The organism is Streptomyces sp. NPDC018019 (assembly GCF_044327805.1).
GTDB lineage: Bacteria > Actinomycetota > Actinomycetes > Streptomycetales > Streptomycetaceae > Streptomyces.
Genome location: NZ_JBIRGD010000011.1, coordinates 235,139 through 250,061, shown reverse-complemented (window position 1 = coordinate 250,061; position 14,923 = coordinate 235,139). Strand labels below are relative to the sequence as shown.

The 14,923-nt window shown below is 72.8% G+C and carries 14 protein-coding genes and 1 pseudogene; 7 read left to right on the top strand and 8 right to left on the bottom strand.

Annotated elements, in window-relative coordinates:
• Positions 1 to 57: 57 nt before the first annotated feature.
• Entirely contained in the window at positions 58 to 303 is a 246-nt protein-coding gene (locus ACH4FX_RS20540; RefSeq protein WP_398480878.1) for a hypothetical protein, read from the bottom strand.
• 129 nt (positions 304 to 432) lie between these two features.
• On the opposite strand from ACH4FX_RS20540, the gene ACH4FX_RS20535 reads away from it, so the two are divergent.
• Together ACH4FX_RS20535 and fxsA are read left to right on the top strand one after the other, a co-directional pair.
• Positions 433 to 801 (top strand): VOC family protein, encoded by a 369-nt coding sequence (locus tag ACH4FX_RS20535; RefSeq protein ID WP_398480876.1) that lies wholly within the window; start codon positions 433 to 435, stop codon positions 799 to 801.
• Positions 802 to 860: 59 nt separating this feature from the next.
• Positions 861 to 1,445 carry an FxsA family membrane protein gene (gene fxsA, locus ACH4FX_RS20530; protein ID WP_398480874.1) on the top strand — a complete coding sequence of 195 codons (585 nt, stop codon included), beginning with the start codon at positions 861 to 863 and terminating at the stop codon, positions 1,443 to 1,445.
• Positions 1,446 to 1,863: 418 nt separating this feature from the next.
• Here the strand turns inward: fxsA and ACH4FX_RS20525 are convergent, their stop codons facing one another.
• The 4 genes from ACH4FX_RS20525 to ACH4FX_RS20510 form a co-directional block, all read right to left on the bottom strand.
• Positions 1,864 to 2,244, bottom strand: a complete 381-nt coding sequence (locus tag ACH4FX_RS20525) for an RNA polymerase-binding protein RbpA (protein ID WP_398480872.1) — start codon at positions 2,242 to 2,244, stop codon at positions 1,864 to 1,866.
• Positions 2,245 to 2,681: 437 nt separating this feature from the next.
• Entirely contained in the window at positions 2,682 to 3,503 is an 822-nt protein-coding gene (locus ACH4FX_RS20520; protein ID WP_398480870.1) for a glycerophosphodiester phosphodiesterase family protein, read from the bottom strand.
• 111 nt (positions 3,504 to 3,614) lie between these two features.
• Entirely contained in the window at positions 3,615 to 4,541 is a 927-nt protein-coding gene (locus tag ACH4FX_RS20515; RefSeq protein WP_398480868.1) for an LLM class F420-dependent oxidoreductase, read from the bottom strand.
• Between the two features lie 162 nt (positions 4,542 to 4,703).
• On the bottom strand, positions 4,704 to 5,426 hold the full coding sequence (locus ACH4FX_RS20510) for a YitT family protein (protein ID WP_398480866.1): 723 nt from the start codon (positions 5,424 to 5,426) through the stop codon (positions 4,704 to 4,706).
• A gap of 100 nt (positions 5,427 to 5,526) precedes the next feature.
• On the opposite strand from ACH4FX_RS20510, the gene ACH4FX_RS20505 reads away from it, so the two are divergent.
• Positions 5,527 to 7,029, top strand: a complete 1,503-nt coding sequence (locus tag ACH4FX_RS20505) for a PLP-dependent aminotransferase family protein (protein ID WP_398480864.1) — start codon at positions 5,527 to 5,529, stop codon at positions 7,027 to 7,029.
• Between the two features lie 155 nt (positions 7,030 to 7,184).
• A complete protein-coding gene (locus ACH4FX_RS20500; protein ID WP_398480862.1) occupies positions 7,185 to 7,538 on the top strand; it encodes a hypothetical protein in 354 nt (117 codons plus the stop codon).
• 529 nt (positions 7,539 to 8,067) lie between these two features.
• Here the strand turns inward: ACH4FX_RS20500 and ACH4FX_RS20495 are convergent.
• The 3 genes and pseudogenes from ACH4FX_RS20495 to ACH4FX_RS20485 all read right to left on the bottom strand — a co-directional run.
• Positions 8,068 to 9,582 (bottom strand): annotated as a pseudogene (locus ACH4FX_RS20495) (hypothetical protein); the annotation flags it as partial.
• 36 nt (positions 9,583 to 9,618) lie between these two features.
• Positions 9,619 to 9,813, bottom strand: coding sequence for a hypothetical protein (locus ACH4FX_RS20490; RefSeq protein WP_030019622.1), 195 nt, complete (start codon positions 9,811 to 9,813; stop codon positions 9,619 to 9,621).
• A 330-nt stretch (positions 9,814 to 10,143) separates the two neighbouring features.
• Positions 10,144 to 10,878, bottom strand: a complete 735-nt coding sequence (locus ACH4FX_RS20485) for a DNA-binding response regulator (protein ID WP_398480860.1) — start codon at positions 10,876 to 10,878, stop codon at positions 10,144 to 10,146.
• A 414-nt stretch (positions 10,879 to 11,292) separates the two neighbouring features.
• Here ACH4FX_RS20485 and ACH4FX_RS20480 point away from each other — a divergent pair, with 414 nt between their 5' ends.
• From ACH4FX_RS20480 to ACH4FX_RS20470, 3 genes are all read left to right on the top strand, one after another.
• Positions 11,293 to 12,171: a DMT family transporter gene (locus tag ACH4FX_RS20480; RefSeq protein WP_398480859.1), complete on the top strand. Its 879-nt coding sequence runs from the start codon at positions 11,293 to 11,295 to the stop codon at positions 12,169 to 12,171.
• A 92-nt stretch (positions 12,172 to 12,263) separates the two neighbouring features.
• A complete protein-coding gene (locus ACH4FX_RS20475) occupies positions 12,264 to 12,800 on the top strand; it encodes a GNAT family N-acetyltransferase (RefSeq protein ID WP_398480857.1) in 537 nt (178 codons plus the stop codon).
• Positions 12,801 to 13,276: 476 nt separating this feature from the next.
• Positions 13,277 to 14,758: a DUF2079 domain-containing protein gene (locus tag ACH4FX_RS20470; RefSeq protein WP_398480952.1), complete on the top strand. Its 1,482-nt coding sequence runs from the start codon at positions 13,277 to 13,279 to the stop codon at positions 14,756 to 14,758.
• The last annotated feature ends 165 nt before the right edge of the window (positions 14,759 to 14,923 follow it).

Below are 14,923 nucleotides of genomic sequence, written 5' to 3'. Positions count from 1 at the left end.
GTCCCGGCGGCGCGCCCCCACGGGGGACCGCCGGTTCCGGCCCGCGGGCCCGCCGCCTCAGTCGGCGGGCTCGTCCGGGGTCGGTTCGTCGGCCTGCGTGTCGCGGCTGTGCGGCGCGCCGCGGCGGCCCGTGCCGGAGACATCGGTGTCGGGGACGTCGGTGTGCTCCTCACGGTCGTCATCGGTGCCGGGGTGGCGGGCCTCCCAGGGGTCCGGGGCGCCTTCCGGGTCCGCCTGCTGGTCCGGCAGGTCCCGGGGGACGGCGCTGCCGCCCTGCTCCGGTGTCTCGCTGCGCTTGTCCATCGCGTTCGGCCTCCTCGTGCGGGAAACGGGAAAGGTGTCCGGTACGGGTGCCCGACGGCCGGGACCGCATGCGTTCCGCGGTGATCGGAAGCGGGCACACACCAGGAGCACGAGCGGGAGGAGAGCGCGATGACGGAGGCGGCGCCGAAGGAGATCGTCGTGGTGCTGGACTGCGCCGACCGGAAGGTGCTCGCGGAGTTCTGGAGTCAGGCCCTCGGCTACCGGATCACGCGGACGACACCGCCGTACACCGCCCTGACGGACCCGGCCGGACGCGGTCCGGAACTGCTGCTCCAGGAGGTGCCGGAGCCCAAGCGGGGCAAGAACCGCATGCACATCGACCTGCGGGTACCGGCCATGGAGCCCGAGCTGTCCCGGGTGACGGCCCTCGGCGCGCGGGTGCTGCGCGGCCCGTTCGACGACGCGGGCTGTCCGACCACGGTGCTCGCCGACCCCGAGGGCAACGAATTCTGCCTGATCGTCTTCGGTGGCGGCTGAGGCGCTTCGAGGGCCACCCGCGGGCGGGCGCGGCGGCCGGGGCCAGGCACACTTGAGACATGACGTTCGCAGCCACGCCGCCGCCCCGGTCCCGCCCGCCCCAGCGCTCGCGCGCCCGCCGGTTCGTCCCCTTGGGCGTCGCCGCCTGGGTGGTGCTGGAGATCTGGCTGCTCACCCTCGTCGCCGACGCGGCGGGCGGACTGACGGTGCTTCTGCTGCTGGTCGCCGGGGTCGTCGCGGGCGGTTACGTGATCAAGCGGGCCGGCCGCCGGGCCTGGAAGAACCTCACCGCGAGCATGCAGCCGGGCGCGGACCCGGCGGCCTCCGGGGCGGCCCCCGGCGAGCAGCGGTCTCCGGGCAGCGGAAACACGCTGCCCATGCTCGGCGGCCTGCTGCTGATGTTCCCCGGCCTGCTCTCCGACGCCGCCGGGCTGCTCTGCCTCTTCCCGCCCACCCGCAAACTGCTCCAGCGCCGCGCTGAGCGCCTGCTGACCCGCCAGGCGCGCTACAGCCCGGGATCGCTCGGCGACGCCTTCCAGCAGGCCCGTATGCACCAGCCGGACGGCAAGGTCGTCCAGGGCGAGGTGATCCGCGAGGACGAGGAGCCGGCCCCGCGCCGCGACGATCCGCCGCTGCCGCGCTGAGCGGCGGCAACTGACGGCGGGGGAGGGCGGTTTGCCCGGGCCGGCGTACGTACCGCGTTCGCCCGGTGGCCCTCGGTGGCGATGCGCCGCGTCGGCCGCGTACGAGAAAGCCCCGGCCAGTCGGGGGTACTGGCCGGGGCGGTCCATGGGTGCGGATACCGATGGCGGTCGCCTCTCGGCGAAAGGCTCCGTGGGGCTTCAGCCGAACGATCGTCCCCACGGGCGAATGGTGAGGCCCGGGGACACTGTCCCACCGGCACCCGCGCACGGTACAGCGTCCCGGATCTGCCGAAGATTCCACGGGACGGGAGTGACCTGCCGCACACCGTGGGCCGCACGGGAAAACGGCACGGCAAACGGGCCGAGGCCACTGCGTGGTGCAGTGGCCCCGGCCCGTTCGCGTTCGCGCGTCCGTTCGTCAGGCGGACTTGCGACTGTTGTTGTCGCGCGGGTGCACGGCAATGTTCATGGTGCCGGAGCGCAGGACGGCCAGCCGCTCGGCCAGCACCTCCTCCAGCTCCTCGCGGGTGCGCCGCTCCATGAGCATGTCCCAGTGCGTACGCGCGGGCTTGCCCTTCTTCTCCTCAGGGCCATCGCCATCCACCAGGAGGGCCTGTGCACCGCATACCTTGCACTCCCACTCAGATGGAATCTCGGCCTCTACCGAGAACGGCATCTCGAATCGATGTCCGTTCTCGCATGCGTACTCCACCGCCTGGCGCGGGGCCAGGTCGATGCCGCGGTCGGTCTCGTAGCTGGTCACCACAAGTCGCGTGCCGCGAAGAGCTCGCTCACTCATGAATCGTGCCTCCCGGGCTTGTCGCCCACAGGACAGGTGTCGCTGTCGTCGTCATCCGGTCAACGTCCGGTCGGCGGTGAAGATTCCCGATACCGGGAGATGTGCCCACCCGTCGCCCACCACCGCCTGATGGAGGCGCTGCGCGCCGCTGCCTTCCTTCGTGCCGCCCCTTGTTGTACCCACCAATGCCCGGTTTGTCACATCTGGCAGCAGATGTCACCCAGCGCTTTCCACAGTTCAGCGCGCAGTAACGGTCCGCCTGGTGAGCCAAAGGCGTACACTACCGGCCCGCAGCCGCCATCCCTAAATCAGGGTCCCCATCGGCGGGACCACCGGGCTCTGGTAACGGCTCGTCAGGACCGTGCGGACCGCCCTCCGCCGACCGTGCGGACCACCCCGGCGGACCTGGCGGGCCCGCCCGGCGCACCGGCCGGACCCTACGCGGCGGGCCAGGAATCCCGGGCCGTGAGCACCTTCCGCAGGGCGGCGATGTCGTCGGTCATGATCCCGTCCACCCCCAGGTCCAGCAGGGCCGCCATCCGGCGCGGATCATTCACCGTCCACACGTGCACCTGCAAACGCCACACATGTGCGGCCCTGATCAGCAGCGGGTCCACCACACGGATCCCGGACTGCCGCTCCGGCACCTGCACGCAGACCGCGTTGCGCCGGACCGCCGCCCCCAGCAGCCGGTCCAGGGGCACGCCCCGGCCGTACGACCGCATCCGCAGCCCCAGCACGCCGCGCGTCCCGAGCGAGGTCGCCAGCCGCGGACCGGCCAGCCGCCGGGCCCGCGCGACCCGGGCCTCCGAGAACGACCCGACGCACACCCGGTCCCAGGCGTCCGTACGGCGCAGCAGGTCCAGCAGGGGCCGCAGCGCCGCCTCCGCCTTGATGTCGACGTTCCAGCGGGCCTGCGGGAACTCCTCCAGCAGCTCCTCGAAGAGCGGCAGCGGCTCCCGCCCGGCCACCCGTGCCCGGCGGACCGCCTGCCAGGGGAGCCGGCCGATCGCACCGGCCATGTCCGTGACCCGGTCCAGCGTCGCGTCGTGGAAGGCGACGAGCCGGCCGTCCGACGTGGCGTGCACATCGGTCTCCAGATAGCGGTAGCCGAGCGCCACCGCGCGCCGGAAGGCCGCCGCGGTGTTCTCCAGCCCGTCCGCCGCGCCGCCCCGGTGGGCGAAGGCGAGCGGGGCCGGGTGGTCGAGGAAGGGGTGCCGTACGGGGAAGCCGCGGGTGGTCAACTGCTGGGAGCGCATTGGCCAGAGGATATACAGGACGGGTGTACGGCACGTCGGCAACCGGCCACGGCGCGGTGGCCGGGCCGTGGCCGCACCGTACGGGGCACGGCGCCCCGCCGTCCGCCGCCCTCAGCGCAGCGTCTCTCCCGGCAGGTCGAAGATCCGCTCGGCGGCCGTCTCCAGCTGGGCGAGGTCGTGCCGGGGGCTCTCCTCCGGCGGGACCGGCCCGGCGTAGCTGGTCAGGAACGTGTCGAGCACGACGTACGGGACGCCCAGCTCCGCCATGGCCGCCAGGTCCGCGCGGACCTGGTCGACCGTTCCGTGCCCCGGGAGCCGGGACGCCGACTCCACCGGCCGCTCCGTGAGGTGCAGCGCTATCCGGGGCGTCACCGCGGGCGTCGGGCGGCCGGCCGCCTCCGCAGCGGCCTCCAGGACCGGCAGCCGCTCGCGGATCGCGTCCGCGCCCAGCGTGTACGGGTGCCAGGCGTCCCCGAAGCGCGCGGCCCGGCGCAGCGCGGCGTCACTGAGGCCGCCGACCCACACCGGCGGGTGCGGGCGGCGCACCGGGGCGGGCCCGGTGGTGATACCGGAGTACGCGGCGTGCTCGCCCTGGAAGGAGACGACCGGCTCCGTCCAGTGCTCCTTGATGCAGGTGAGGTACTCGTCCGTGATCCGGCCGCGGGACGCGAAGTCGATGCCGAGCGCCGCGTACTCCTGCTGCGACCAGCCGATGCCCACGCCGAACACGAGCCGGCCGCCGCTGAACCGGTCCAGGTTGGCCGTCACGCGGGCGGTCTGGAGCGGATGCCGGTACGGGAGCACCACCACCGTGGTGCCCAGCTCGATCGTGCCGGTCCGGCCGGCGAGCCAGGCGAGCGTGGTGAACGGGTCGTAGAACGGCGGCGGGAAGGCGCCCGCGACCTCCGGGGGCAGTGCCACGTGATCCGAGATCATCGCCAGGTGGTAGCCCAGCTCCTCGGCGCCGCGCACCCACGTCTCGATGCCCTCGGGGGTGGTGTCCGCCCCGTAGTTGAGGATGTTGACACCGATCTTCACAGTTGGCTCCCTCTGGTTGTTGCCCGCCCGGCCGGCAGCACCCCGTCAGGTGTGACAAAAGGCCAGGTCAGGAGGGCGGTTGGCGCGGCGAGCCTAACAGCCGGGCGGGCCGGGGAAAGGGACGTACGGGCAGGAACCGGTACCAGGACAACGGAGTTGGACTCAGTCCTGGGGGAGCGGTGCCGGCTCGGTCGCGGGCGTGGACGAGGCCACGATCCGCCCGCCCGCCCCGTCGATCGTGAAGAAGCGCAGCGAGAACTGGGCCAGCGGCCCGATGGCCAGCGCGTAGAGCACGGTGCCCACGCCCACCGAGCCCCCGAGCGCGAAGCCGACGGCGAGCACGGTGACCTCGATGCACGTCCGCACGAGGCGCAGCGGCCGGCCCGTACGGTGGTGCAGCCCGGTCATCAGCCCGTCCCGCGGCCCGGGGCCGAAGCGGGCCGAGATGTAGAGCCCGGTGGCCATGCCGTTCAGCAGGATCGCGAAGGCCAGCAGCGGGATGCGGACGGCGAGCGCGGAGATCTCCGGTACGAGCGCGAGCGTCGCGTCCATCACCAGGCCGAGGATCACGACGTTGGAGACCGTGCCCAGTCCGGGGCGCTGCCGCAGCGGGATCCACAGCAGCAGGATCAGCGCGCCGGAGACGATGGTGATCGTGCCGATCGTCAGGCCCGTGTGGCGGGAGATGCCCTGGTTGAGGACGCTCCACGGCTCCAGGCCGAGGCCCGCGCGCAGTTGCAGGCCCATGCTGAGGCCGTAGAGGACCAGCCCGGTGTAGAGGTGGACGAGGCGGCGCGGGAGCCGCCGCCCGGCCGGTCGGCCGTCCGGGGCGCCCTCCTCCCCGCCCTTGCCCTCAGTGGCCTCGGACCGTTGCGTGCTGAACAAAACCTTCCCCCTCCTGGCATGATTGGACTGGCGCATGACACTCTGTGGCTCGGAGTTGATCAGATTCCATGGCCAATCTGGGAAAGGTGGACTGCTCACGATGGCGCAGTGGACTTCCGCGGTAGGCGCGTCGCAACTCGCCCGGCTGCTCCGGTCACAGGACTCCCGCGACACCGTCTCCCCGGCCGGGCGGCGCATCCCCGCCTACCGCGGCCTCGCGGACGGCGTACGCCTGCTCGTCCTGGAAGGACGGGTGCCGGTCGCCGCCCGCCTGCCCGCGGAGCGCGAACTGGCCGCCGCGCTCTCCGTCAGCCGCACCACCGTCGCCGCGGCCTACGAGGCGCTGCGCGCCGAGGGCTTCCTGGAATCCCGCCGCGGCTCGGGCAGCTGGACCGCCGTACCCGCCGGGAACCCGCTGCCCACCCGCGGCCTGGAACCCCTCCCGCCGGAGGCCGCCGGCTCGATGATCGACCTCGGCTGCGCCGCCCTCCCGGCCCCCGAGCCCTGGCTGACCCGCGGTGTGCAGGGCGCCATGGAGAACCTTCCGCTGTACGCCCACACCCACGGCGACTACCCGGCCGGTCTGCCCGCCCTGCGCCAGGCACTGGCCGACCGCTACACCGCCCGCGGCATCCCCACGATGCCCGAACAGATCATGGTCACCACCGGGGCCATGGGCGCGGTGGCCGCCATCTGCCGTCTGATCACCCGGCCCGGCGAACGGGTCGCCGTCGACTCCCCGTCGTATGCCAACATCCTCCAGCTGATGCGCGACGCGGGCGCCCGGCTGGTCCCCGTCGCCCTCGCCGACCGGCTCGCGGGCTGGGACGTCCCCGCCTGGCGCCAGGTCATGCGGGACGCGGCGCCCCGCATGGCGTACGTCGTCGCCGACTTCCACAACCCGACCGGCACCCTCGCCACCGAGGACCAGCGCCGCCGCCTGGTGGACGCCGCCCGCGCCGCCGGCACGGTCCTGGTCGTCGACGAGACCATGGCCGAACTGCGCCTGGACGACGTCGAACTGCCCCGTTCCGTCTGCGCCTTCGACCCTGCGGGCAGCGCCGTCATCACGGTCGGCTCGGTCAGCAAGGCGTTCTGGGCCGGGATGCGCATCGGGTGGGTGCGGGCGGCCCCGGACATCATCCGCAGCCTGGTCGCCGCCCGCGCCTTCGCCGACCTGGGCTCGCCGGTCATCGAACAGCTCGCCATCTCCTCGCTCCTGGAGGGCGACGGCTGGGAGCAGGCCGTGGAGATCCGCCGTACGCAGGCCCGCGAGAACCGTGACGCGATCGTCGCGGCGGTCCGCCGCCACCTGCCCGACTGGGAGTTCAGCGTGCCGGCCGGCGGCCTCACCCTGTGGGCGCGCACCGGCGGGCTCTCCGGTTCCCGGATCGCGGAGGTGGGGGAGCGGCTCGGCGTACGGGTGCCGTCGGGGCCGCGCTTCGGGGTGGACGGCGCGTTCGAGGGGTTCGTCCGGCTGCCGTTCACGGTCAGTGGCGCCGTCGCCGACGAGGCCGCTTCCCGGCTGGCCGTCGCGGCGCATCACGTGGCGACCGGCGCGGCGGCCGGGGAGATCGAGACGCCGCAGAGCTTTGTGGCGTGAGGGTGGGGGCCGCGGTCAGCGGCTGCCGCCGATACTGCTCGGTGCTTCGGTGGAGGCCGGAGGCGGATGCAGGAGCGGCCCGTTGACGATGAGGAGCGCGGGCGGGGAACCGGCCATGTCCGAACGGTAACGGGCAGCCGAGTAGTCTTCTGCCTATGAGTTCGATCGTGCCGTTGCTGGTCGTGTTCGCTTTCTTTGCCGCGGTGTTGGGCCTCTGCGCGTGGTTCGCAGTGCATGTGCGCCGCAGGGGAGTGGCGGGCGGCGCCATGAGCGCGGCCCTGGCCTCGTACGAGGAGGCGTTCCGCGCCACGTCCCACGCGGCTCATGCGGAGATCCGGGCCCAGGCGGAACGTACTGCGCCGGTGCCGTCGCCCGACGGCCCGTGGGGACGCGGCTCCGGCGACGCCGGGCACGCGGTCGCGGCGGAGCGTCGTCCGCTTCAGGTGTCATCCCGTCGTCCGCGGCGGGGCCTCGGCCGCTGGGCGGAGCGGCTCAGGCGCGGTCGCTGACCGGGTTTCCCGCGAGCCGTGCCTCGGCCCGTGCCTCAGCGGGCTCGGACGGCACCACGGCCTCGCGGGGCGTGGCGGCATCGCGGGGAGTGGCCGGAGTGGTGGGGGCAGCGGGACCAGTGGGGACGGCAGGGCCGGTGGGGGCGGCGGGAGGGATGCCGCCGAACAGGAGGTCCACGCCGATGGCCGCGCCCGGGCTCCTCGTACCGGCCGTGCTGACCGTTCGGTCCGTCTTCTCTGTGCCGACCGTGCTGCCGGTACCGCCTGTGCCGGCCGTACCGCCTGTGCTGACCGTCCTGTCGTCCGTAACGCCTGTGCCGTCCGTGCTGGCCGTGGTGACCGTCCTGTCCGTCTCCTCCGTGCCGGCCGCCCCGCTCGTGCCGTCCGTATCGTCCGTACTGTCCGTGACGGCGATCCCGCCGGTGCCCTCCGGGCCGGACGTACTCTCCCTGCTCTCCGTACCGGCCGCGCTCTCCGTACCGGCCGCGCTCTCCGTACCGTTCGCCTCGCCCGTCCCCTCGGGCGCCGCCTCCGCCGCGGCCGAGTGTTCCGGGAGGAGGGACAGTACGGCCTGCCGGTGCGCCTCGCTCGTGGCGTCGTCGAACGGGTCGGGTGTGGCCGGGACTTGGAGGCGGTGCACCGGGCCGGAGCCGAGGCGGGCGTAGCCGCGTCCCGGTGGTACGTCGGCGGGCGGCGTGGTGTGCGGTGCTGCCCCGAGCACCGCTGCCACGTCCTCCGGCGCGGCCGGTCCGAGCACGACCCGGGCCCGGGTGTGCGTCAGTACCGGCTCGCTCAGCATCCCGGTGCAGTCGATCTGGTCGGCCACCACCACCGTCACGTACGCCGCCCGGCCGTGCCGCAACGGCACGTGCAGCAAGTGCTGCGGGTCCTCCCGCCCTTCGGCCGCCGCGAGGTGGGCCAGCGTGGTCGGCCGGTCGACGATGATCCACAGGGGCCACCGGATGTCGTCCGGGGCCTGCCGCCCGGCCTGCCGCGCGCGATTGGCGGTGATCAGCCGCCGCTCGGTCTCGTGCGCCGCCCACTCCAGCGTCGCGAGGGCCCCCGACAGCCCGGTCTCGACGCCCATGACGCCGGTCCGGCCCGCCAGGCACGCGTACTCGCCGGTCCCGCTGCCGTCGATCACCAGGACGTCGCCGTGGAAGAGGGCTTGCAGCGCGATGGACCGCAGCAGCGTCGTGGTGCCCGCGCCCGGCTGGCCCAGGACGAGCAGGTGCGGTTCGGTCGAGCGCAGTCCGGTCCGCCACACCACCGGCGGCTCGTCCCGCGTCCCGTCCCCGGCCGCCACCGGCAGCGTCCGCTGCACGGCGTCCGGGTCGGTGAATCCGAGGACGGTCTCCCCGTGCGTCGTCACGAATTCCTGCGCGGCGATGTCGGTCGGCAGCGGGGGCAGCACCGTCAGGGTCAGCTGGTTCGCCTCCTCGTCCCAGGTGAAGTGGTACTCCCGGCCGCGGCCCGACTTGGCGTGCAGCACCTGCTCGATACGGGCCCGGGACGCGGCGTCGCCGTCGGTGAAGTACGGCGGGTACTTCAGGGTGAACCGGGACGGCCGCCCGGCGTCGTCGAACTCGTACTCGGTGAAGACGCTCTCCCAGTCCCCGTCGTGGGCGTACAGGGGACTGGGGTCGCCTTCGACGGCGAAGTACGGCACCAGGGCCTCGTACAGCGCCCGCAGCCGGTCGGTCTCCGCGTCCGCGGGGCCGGCGGGCTCCTCCACCGGCCGCTCCCGTCCGGCCCAGGCCGCCGCCCCCATGACCGTGATCAGCGCGAGCAGCGGTCCGTACGGCACCAGCGCCACCGCCAGGACGCTGCCGGCGGCGATGAACAGCAGCGAGCCCCGTCGTTCCTTGGGCGTGTCGGACCAGCGCCGCCGTCCGGCGGCCAGCAGCCGGCGCAGGCCCCGGCTGATCGTGATCAGCGGGTGGAACACGTCGGCCGCGCTGTCCGCGGCGCTGCGCGCGAACTCGCGGCCGCGGGCGACCGGCGCGCTGTCGGTCAGGATGCGGGGCAGTGGGCGCCGGGCCACATCATCTCCTGGTGGTTCGTGACGCGGATCGTGCGGTCAGAGTTTGATGCCGCCCAGGAGGTTGGCCAGGCTCGCCCCGCCGGCCTTGATGCTCGGGGCGATCGCGGAACCCGCGAGGTAGAACCCGAAGAGCGCGCAGACGAGGGCGTGGGACACCTTGAGCCCGTCCTTGCGGAAGAACAGAAAGACGATGATGCCGAGCAGAACGACGCCGGAGATGGACAGAATCATGGGGTTCTCTCCTCGGTGGTGGGGACGGTCACCATGAGTCCTTCCAGCCTCACAGCAAGTACCAAGCCGCAAAAAGCTGCGAACGGGTGATTCCTCGGGTAAACCCCCCACCCGGAGCAATCGAACTGTCCCGCCACCCACCAGACACCACATAATTGCAGGTCAGGTCGCTGCTCTCGGAGAGGCGAGGCGCGCCGGAGGGGTCCGGACACCGAGTGGCGTGTCGGTTTCCGCCGCCGCGCCCCGGCGTGCGCGCCCGGCCGGAAGCCCCCCCCGCACGGCGCCTGCCCAGCCGTGTCTGCTCAACCGCACCTGCCCAAGCGCCCCTGTCTACGCCCACCCCCGTCGCATCGCCTCCGCCCCGGCTCGGAAGCGGCTGCTGGCCTGGAGGAGGGACAGGAGCTCGCCGACGCGGCGGCTGTAGGTGCGGGGAGACAGGGACAGACGGGCGCCGGCGGCGTCGTCGGTGAGGCCGGAGAGCAGGCAGTCGAGGACGGGGACCAGGTGGGCGGGTGGCCCGTCGGTCCGTCCGCGGGCGGCCGGGACCGGATCCTCGCCGGTCTTCCACCAGGAGCGGTGGGCGCGCACCAGCGCCCGCACCACCACCGGGTCCCGGATGATGAGCAGCCCGTGGAAGAAGGCGTCCAGGTCGGTGGGGAGGATGGCGACCGTACGGTCCATGACGGCCATACGGAACGGGATCTCGCTCATGACCCGGGCGTGACCGCCGTTCTTCCAGGCGATGGTGCCCAGCTCGGTGTCCTTGGCCGGCCCGCGCCGGGAGGCGAGTTGGCGGACCGTCGGCACCTGGTCGACGGCCGTGCGGACGAGCGAGGCGGCGCGCACCAGGAGCCGTTCGGTTATCTGCTGCTCCAGGCAGCCGGACGGGTCGTCCAGGCTGAGCAGTTCGCGCCGGGTGCCGGCGATCAGCCGTGCCAACGCCTCGCCCGCTTCCCGGCCGCCGCGCACGCACTGGGCCGGTGGCCGGGCCTGTCGGCCGATGTGGAACCGTGACTCGTCCATGAGCGCGGCGAGTTCCTCCCGCTCGCGCGTCCGCCTGCTCACGCAGGCCGGATGTGCATCGAACGCCATAGCCGAATTCCCCCGTTCCCGGCTGGTCTCATCACCAAGAGCAGCGGATGGTGGACGTTTGATGACCGGCGGTTGTGGAGGAAATCGGTGGCGAGTTCACGCCACGCCTTCCGGACAGCTCGCCGCTCCGCAGGTCCGACGGGCCGAGGCCGCCTCCGCGCCGCTCGGCAGCCCGGCGCCGTTCGGCGGCCCCCGCACTCGTCGATCCCGCACCGCTCGCCGCCTCCGCGCCGTTCGGCGGGCCCGGCCGCATCGAGCAGCGCGCGAGGGCCGATCGTGTGATCGACGGTTCGTCGCGGTGGTGCGGTTCCGGCGCGGGGGGCGGGTCTGGCACCGTGGGGGCGAGTGGCGGCCGGTGACCGCTGCGACGGACCGCAGGAGCCCTTTGTGTCAGCTGTGCTCTCCGCGCTGTTCGCCCTGCTGACGGCCGTGGCCAACGCCACGGGCACCGTGTTGCAGCGGATCGCGGCACGCAAGGTGCCACCGGGCGACGCCTTCAGCGTCCGGCTGATCCGGCACCTGCTGCGCAGCCCGGCCTGGCTGGGCGGCATCGCCGTCATCGTCGGCGCCGCGGCGTGCCAGGCGCTCGCCCTGACCCTGGGCTCGCTGTCGCTGGTGCAGCCCATCCTGGTCACCGAACTGCCGTTCACGCTGCTCATCGCCTGCGCGGTGGCACGGCGCAGGCTGCCCGCGGCCGGCTGGGCCGCGTCGGTCATGGTGGCCGCCGGGCTCGGTCTGGGGCTGGCCGCCGCCGCGCCGTCCGGTGGCGGCACCGAGGTCTCCGCCGGGACGTGGGTGCTGACCCTGCTGGCCGCCGTGGGTGCCATGGCCGTATGCGTCCTGTTCGCCCTGCCGCGCCCCCGGGGCAAGGCGCGTGCCGCGCTCTTCAGTTCCGCTTCCGCGATCGGTTACGCGCTGACCGCCACGCTGATGAAGGCGGCGACCGACACCTTCGACCGGCACGGGGCCGGTGCGTTCTTCACCTGCTGGCAGACGTACGCGTTCGTCGCGGCGGGTGCCTGCGCGCTGTTCCTGCTCGCCAACGCCATGGAGTCCGGCCCGCTGGTGGCCTCCCAGCCCGCCTTGACCCTCGGCGAGGCGCTGGTCAGTCTGGCGTTCGGCATCGTGGTGTACGGGGACCGGGTACGCACCGGGTGGTGGCTGATCCCGGAGGCGGTCGGGGCGGTCATGGTCAGCTGGGGCATCGTCGTACTGCCGCGGGCCGATACGGAGGACGCGGACGGCGAGGAGCCGTCGGCGACCTGAAAGCGGAGGGTGACCGGCGACGGTCTGTGAGGCGGGGGTGGCCGAGACCGGGCCGGAGTCGATGCCGTGTCCGGGGCCGGGGGGAGGACTCGATGATCACTTGGCGTCGGCTCGCCGAAGACGACTTCCCGCTGGTGCGGCACTGGCTGGAACAGCCGCACGTGGCGCGCTGGTGGAATCATGAGACCTCACTGGAAGCGGTGGCACGCGACTTCGGGCCGGCCGCCCGGGGCGAGGAGCCGTCGGAGGACCTGCTCGTCCTCCTCGACGGCCGTCCCCTCGGCCTCGTCCAGCGCTCCCGGTTCGCCGACTACCCCGGTTACCGGGCCGAGTTGGCCGCCCTGACCGAGGTGCCCGGTGAGGCGATGACGCTCGACTACCTCATCGGCGACCCTGAGCAGGTGGGGCGGGGGCTCGGCCCGCGCATGATCCGGGAAATCGTACGGGCGACATGGCTCGACCACCCGCGCGCCCCGGCCGTCCTGATCCCCGTACCGGTCGCCAACCGCGCGTCATGGCGGGCCCTGGAGAAGGCCGGACTGCACCGTGTCGCGGAAGGCGAACTCGAACCGGACGGTCCTGCCGTGGGCCGCGCCCACTACGTCTACCGCGTGGACCGGCCAGGGTGAGCCAGGGGAGGTGGACCGTGCGGGGCAGGGGCGGGCGAACCGGCCCGGCACACGGTGACGCTGCCGGAGGAGGCGCTGAGCTTCCGGGCGGCGATGGGGCACATGGACAAGTCCGGGCGGGGCTCGGACCCGACGTCCGTGTGGGGCCCGGGCTGGTCACTGCACGACTGGAACGGCGGTGACGGGCCGGCCAGGGGCCCCGCGTCCGCCGGGTGGGGGACCCGCTGCTGTCGGCCCACCGGTTTCCCGGCGTAAACGTCGTCCGGAAAACGCCGCCCGGAGCGCTACGGTCCGCCGGACCTGATCAATAAAGTGCGCTGGTGATCATCGACCCGATCGTCGTTCCGGAAAGAACCGGCCACCAGCGCACGCTTTCCGGCCTTTCCGGAATCCGGGGGAAACTCCCGGCCCGTCTCCCCGCGTCCTGCTGGCCGACCCTTCTGTGTTTCACCGTCACCTGCGCACTGGGCTTCCAGATGTGGCACACGGCCGGTGCGGGCGGCTTCGACCTCGGCATCTTCGACCAGGGTGTGCGCTCGTACGCCCGGTTCGAGCTGCCGCGCTCCGCAATCAAGAATGTGCACCACGAGTTCCCGCCGCTCGTCTCCCTCCTCGGTGACCATTTCACGCCGCTTCTGGGGCTGCTCGCGCCGCTGTACTGGGTGTGGGACGATCCGCGGGTCCTGGTGGTGGCCCAGTCCGCATTGTTCGCCGCCGGAACACCCGTCGTCCGCCGAATCGGGCTGCGCTGTTTCGCCCATACGGTACCGGCGATCCGTGACCGTGCGGCCTTTCTCGCCGCCCTTTCCTACGCTGTCGGCTGGCCGCTGCTCGTGGCGGCCCGCAACGGCTTCCACGAGGTGGCCTTCGCGGTCCCGCTCACGCTCCTCATGCTGGAGCGTGGACTTGCCCGGCGTTATGGCGCGGTGTGCCTCTGCGCCGCCCTCCTGTGCCTGACGAAAGAGGACCTCGGCCTTGTCGTCGGCGTGTACGGCGCCGTACTGCTGTGGCGCAACCGGCGCGGCGGTGGGAGCCGCGCCCGGCTGACGGGCACGGCTCTGCTGCTGCTCGGGCCGGCCATGACGGCCGTCACCGTAGGCGTGCTGATACCGGCGATGGGCGGGCCCCGGCAGTACTACTGGAGTTACGGCGAACTGGGCGCCGACTTCGGCGTATTGGCGCACCGCGCCGTAACCGACCCCGGCGCCTTTCTCGCCGTTGCTTTCGGCACACCGGTGAAGGCCGGGCTGATCCTGTGGCTGCTGGCGACGCTGCTGTTCCTTCCGCTCGGTTCCGCCACCACACTGTGTGCCCTCCCGCTGATTGCCGAACGTGTGCTGTCCGACAATCCCAACCACTGGACGCTGACCCACCATTACGACGCTTTCGTCTGGCCGGTCCTGCTGACGGCAGCGGTGGAAACCACCGCACGGGTTCATCGCGCAGCACAGCGGAAAGCCGCGGCGCCCCGGTGGCCAACGGCAGCGGGCGGGATGTGCGCGGTGGCGCTCAATGCGGTGGTCGCCTGCTTTTTCGGCCTGGGCGCGCTGGTGAGTCCGGACCACTGGACACCCTCGGCGCGGGCCCGGAATCTGGTCGAGGCCGCCGGCCTGGTGCCGGACGGCGTGACGGTGGAGGCGGACAACAATGTGGCCGTACGGCTGACAGCGCGCGCCCGCACGATGATTCTCGACGCGTATCCGCGTGGCGCCGATTACGTCGTCATGCAAACAGCGGAGACCACTTTCCCGTTCACCGCGCCCGCGCAACTGAAGCAGCGCCGGGAATTGCTGCTGGCCCATGGTTACCGCCGTATCTGGGCCGAGGGCGACACGGTGCTCCTGCGGCGGGTGGACGGGACGGCCGTGGTTCCCGGCACACGCCTTCCCGGGCCGGACAGTACGCCGGTGAAAGACGTGCCCGACCCGAGCCTGGGCAGGAACCTGTTCACCGGATGACGCCTGTGGTCCGTCAGTGCACGGTGACCGGCGGGATCGGCGCGGTCCGGCTGAAAACACCGGAACACCGGCGAACGCCGGGACACCGGCAAACAGCGGTAAACACCTGAATGCCCGGCCGTGTGCGGCTTCGGTGATCCGGCCGAGCCAGTAAGGTTTGCCCAT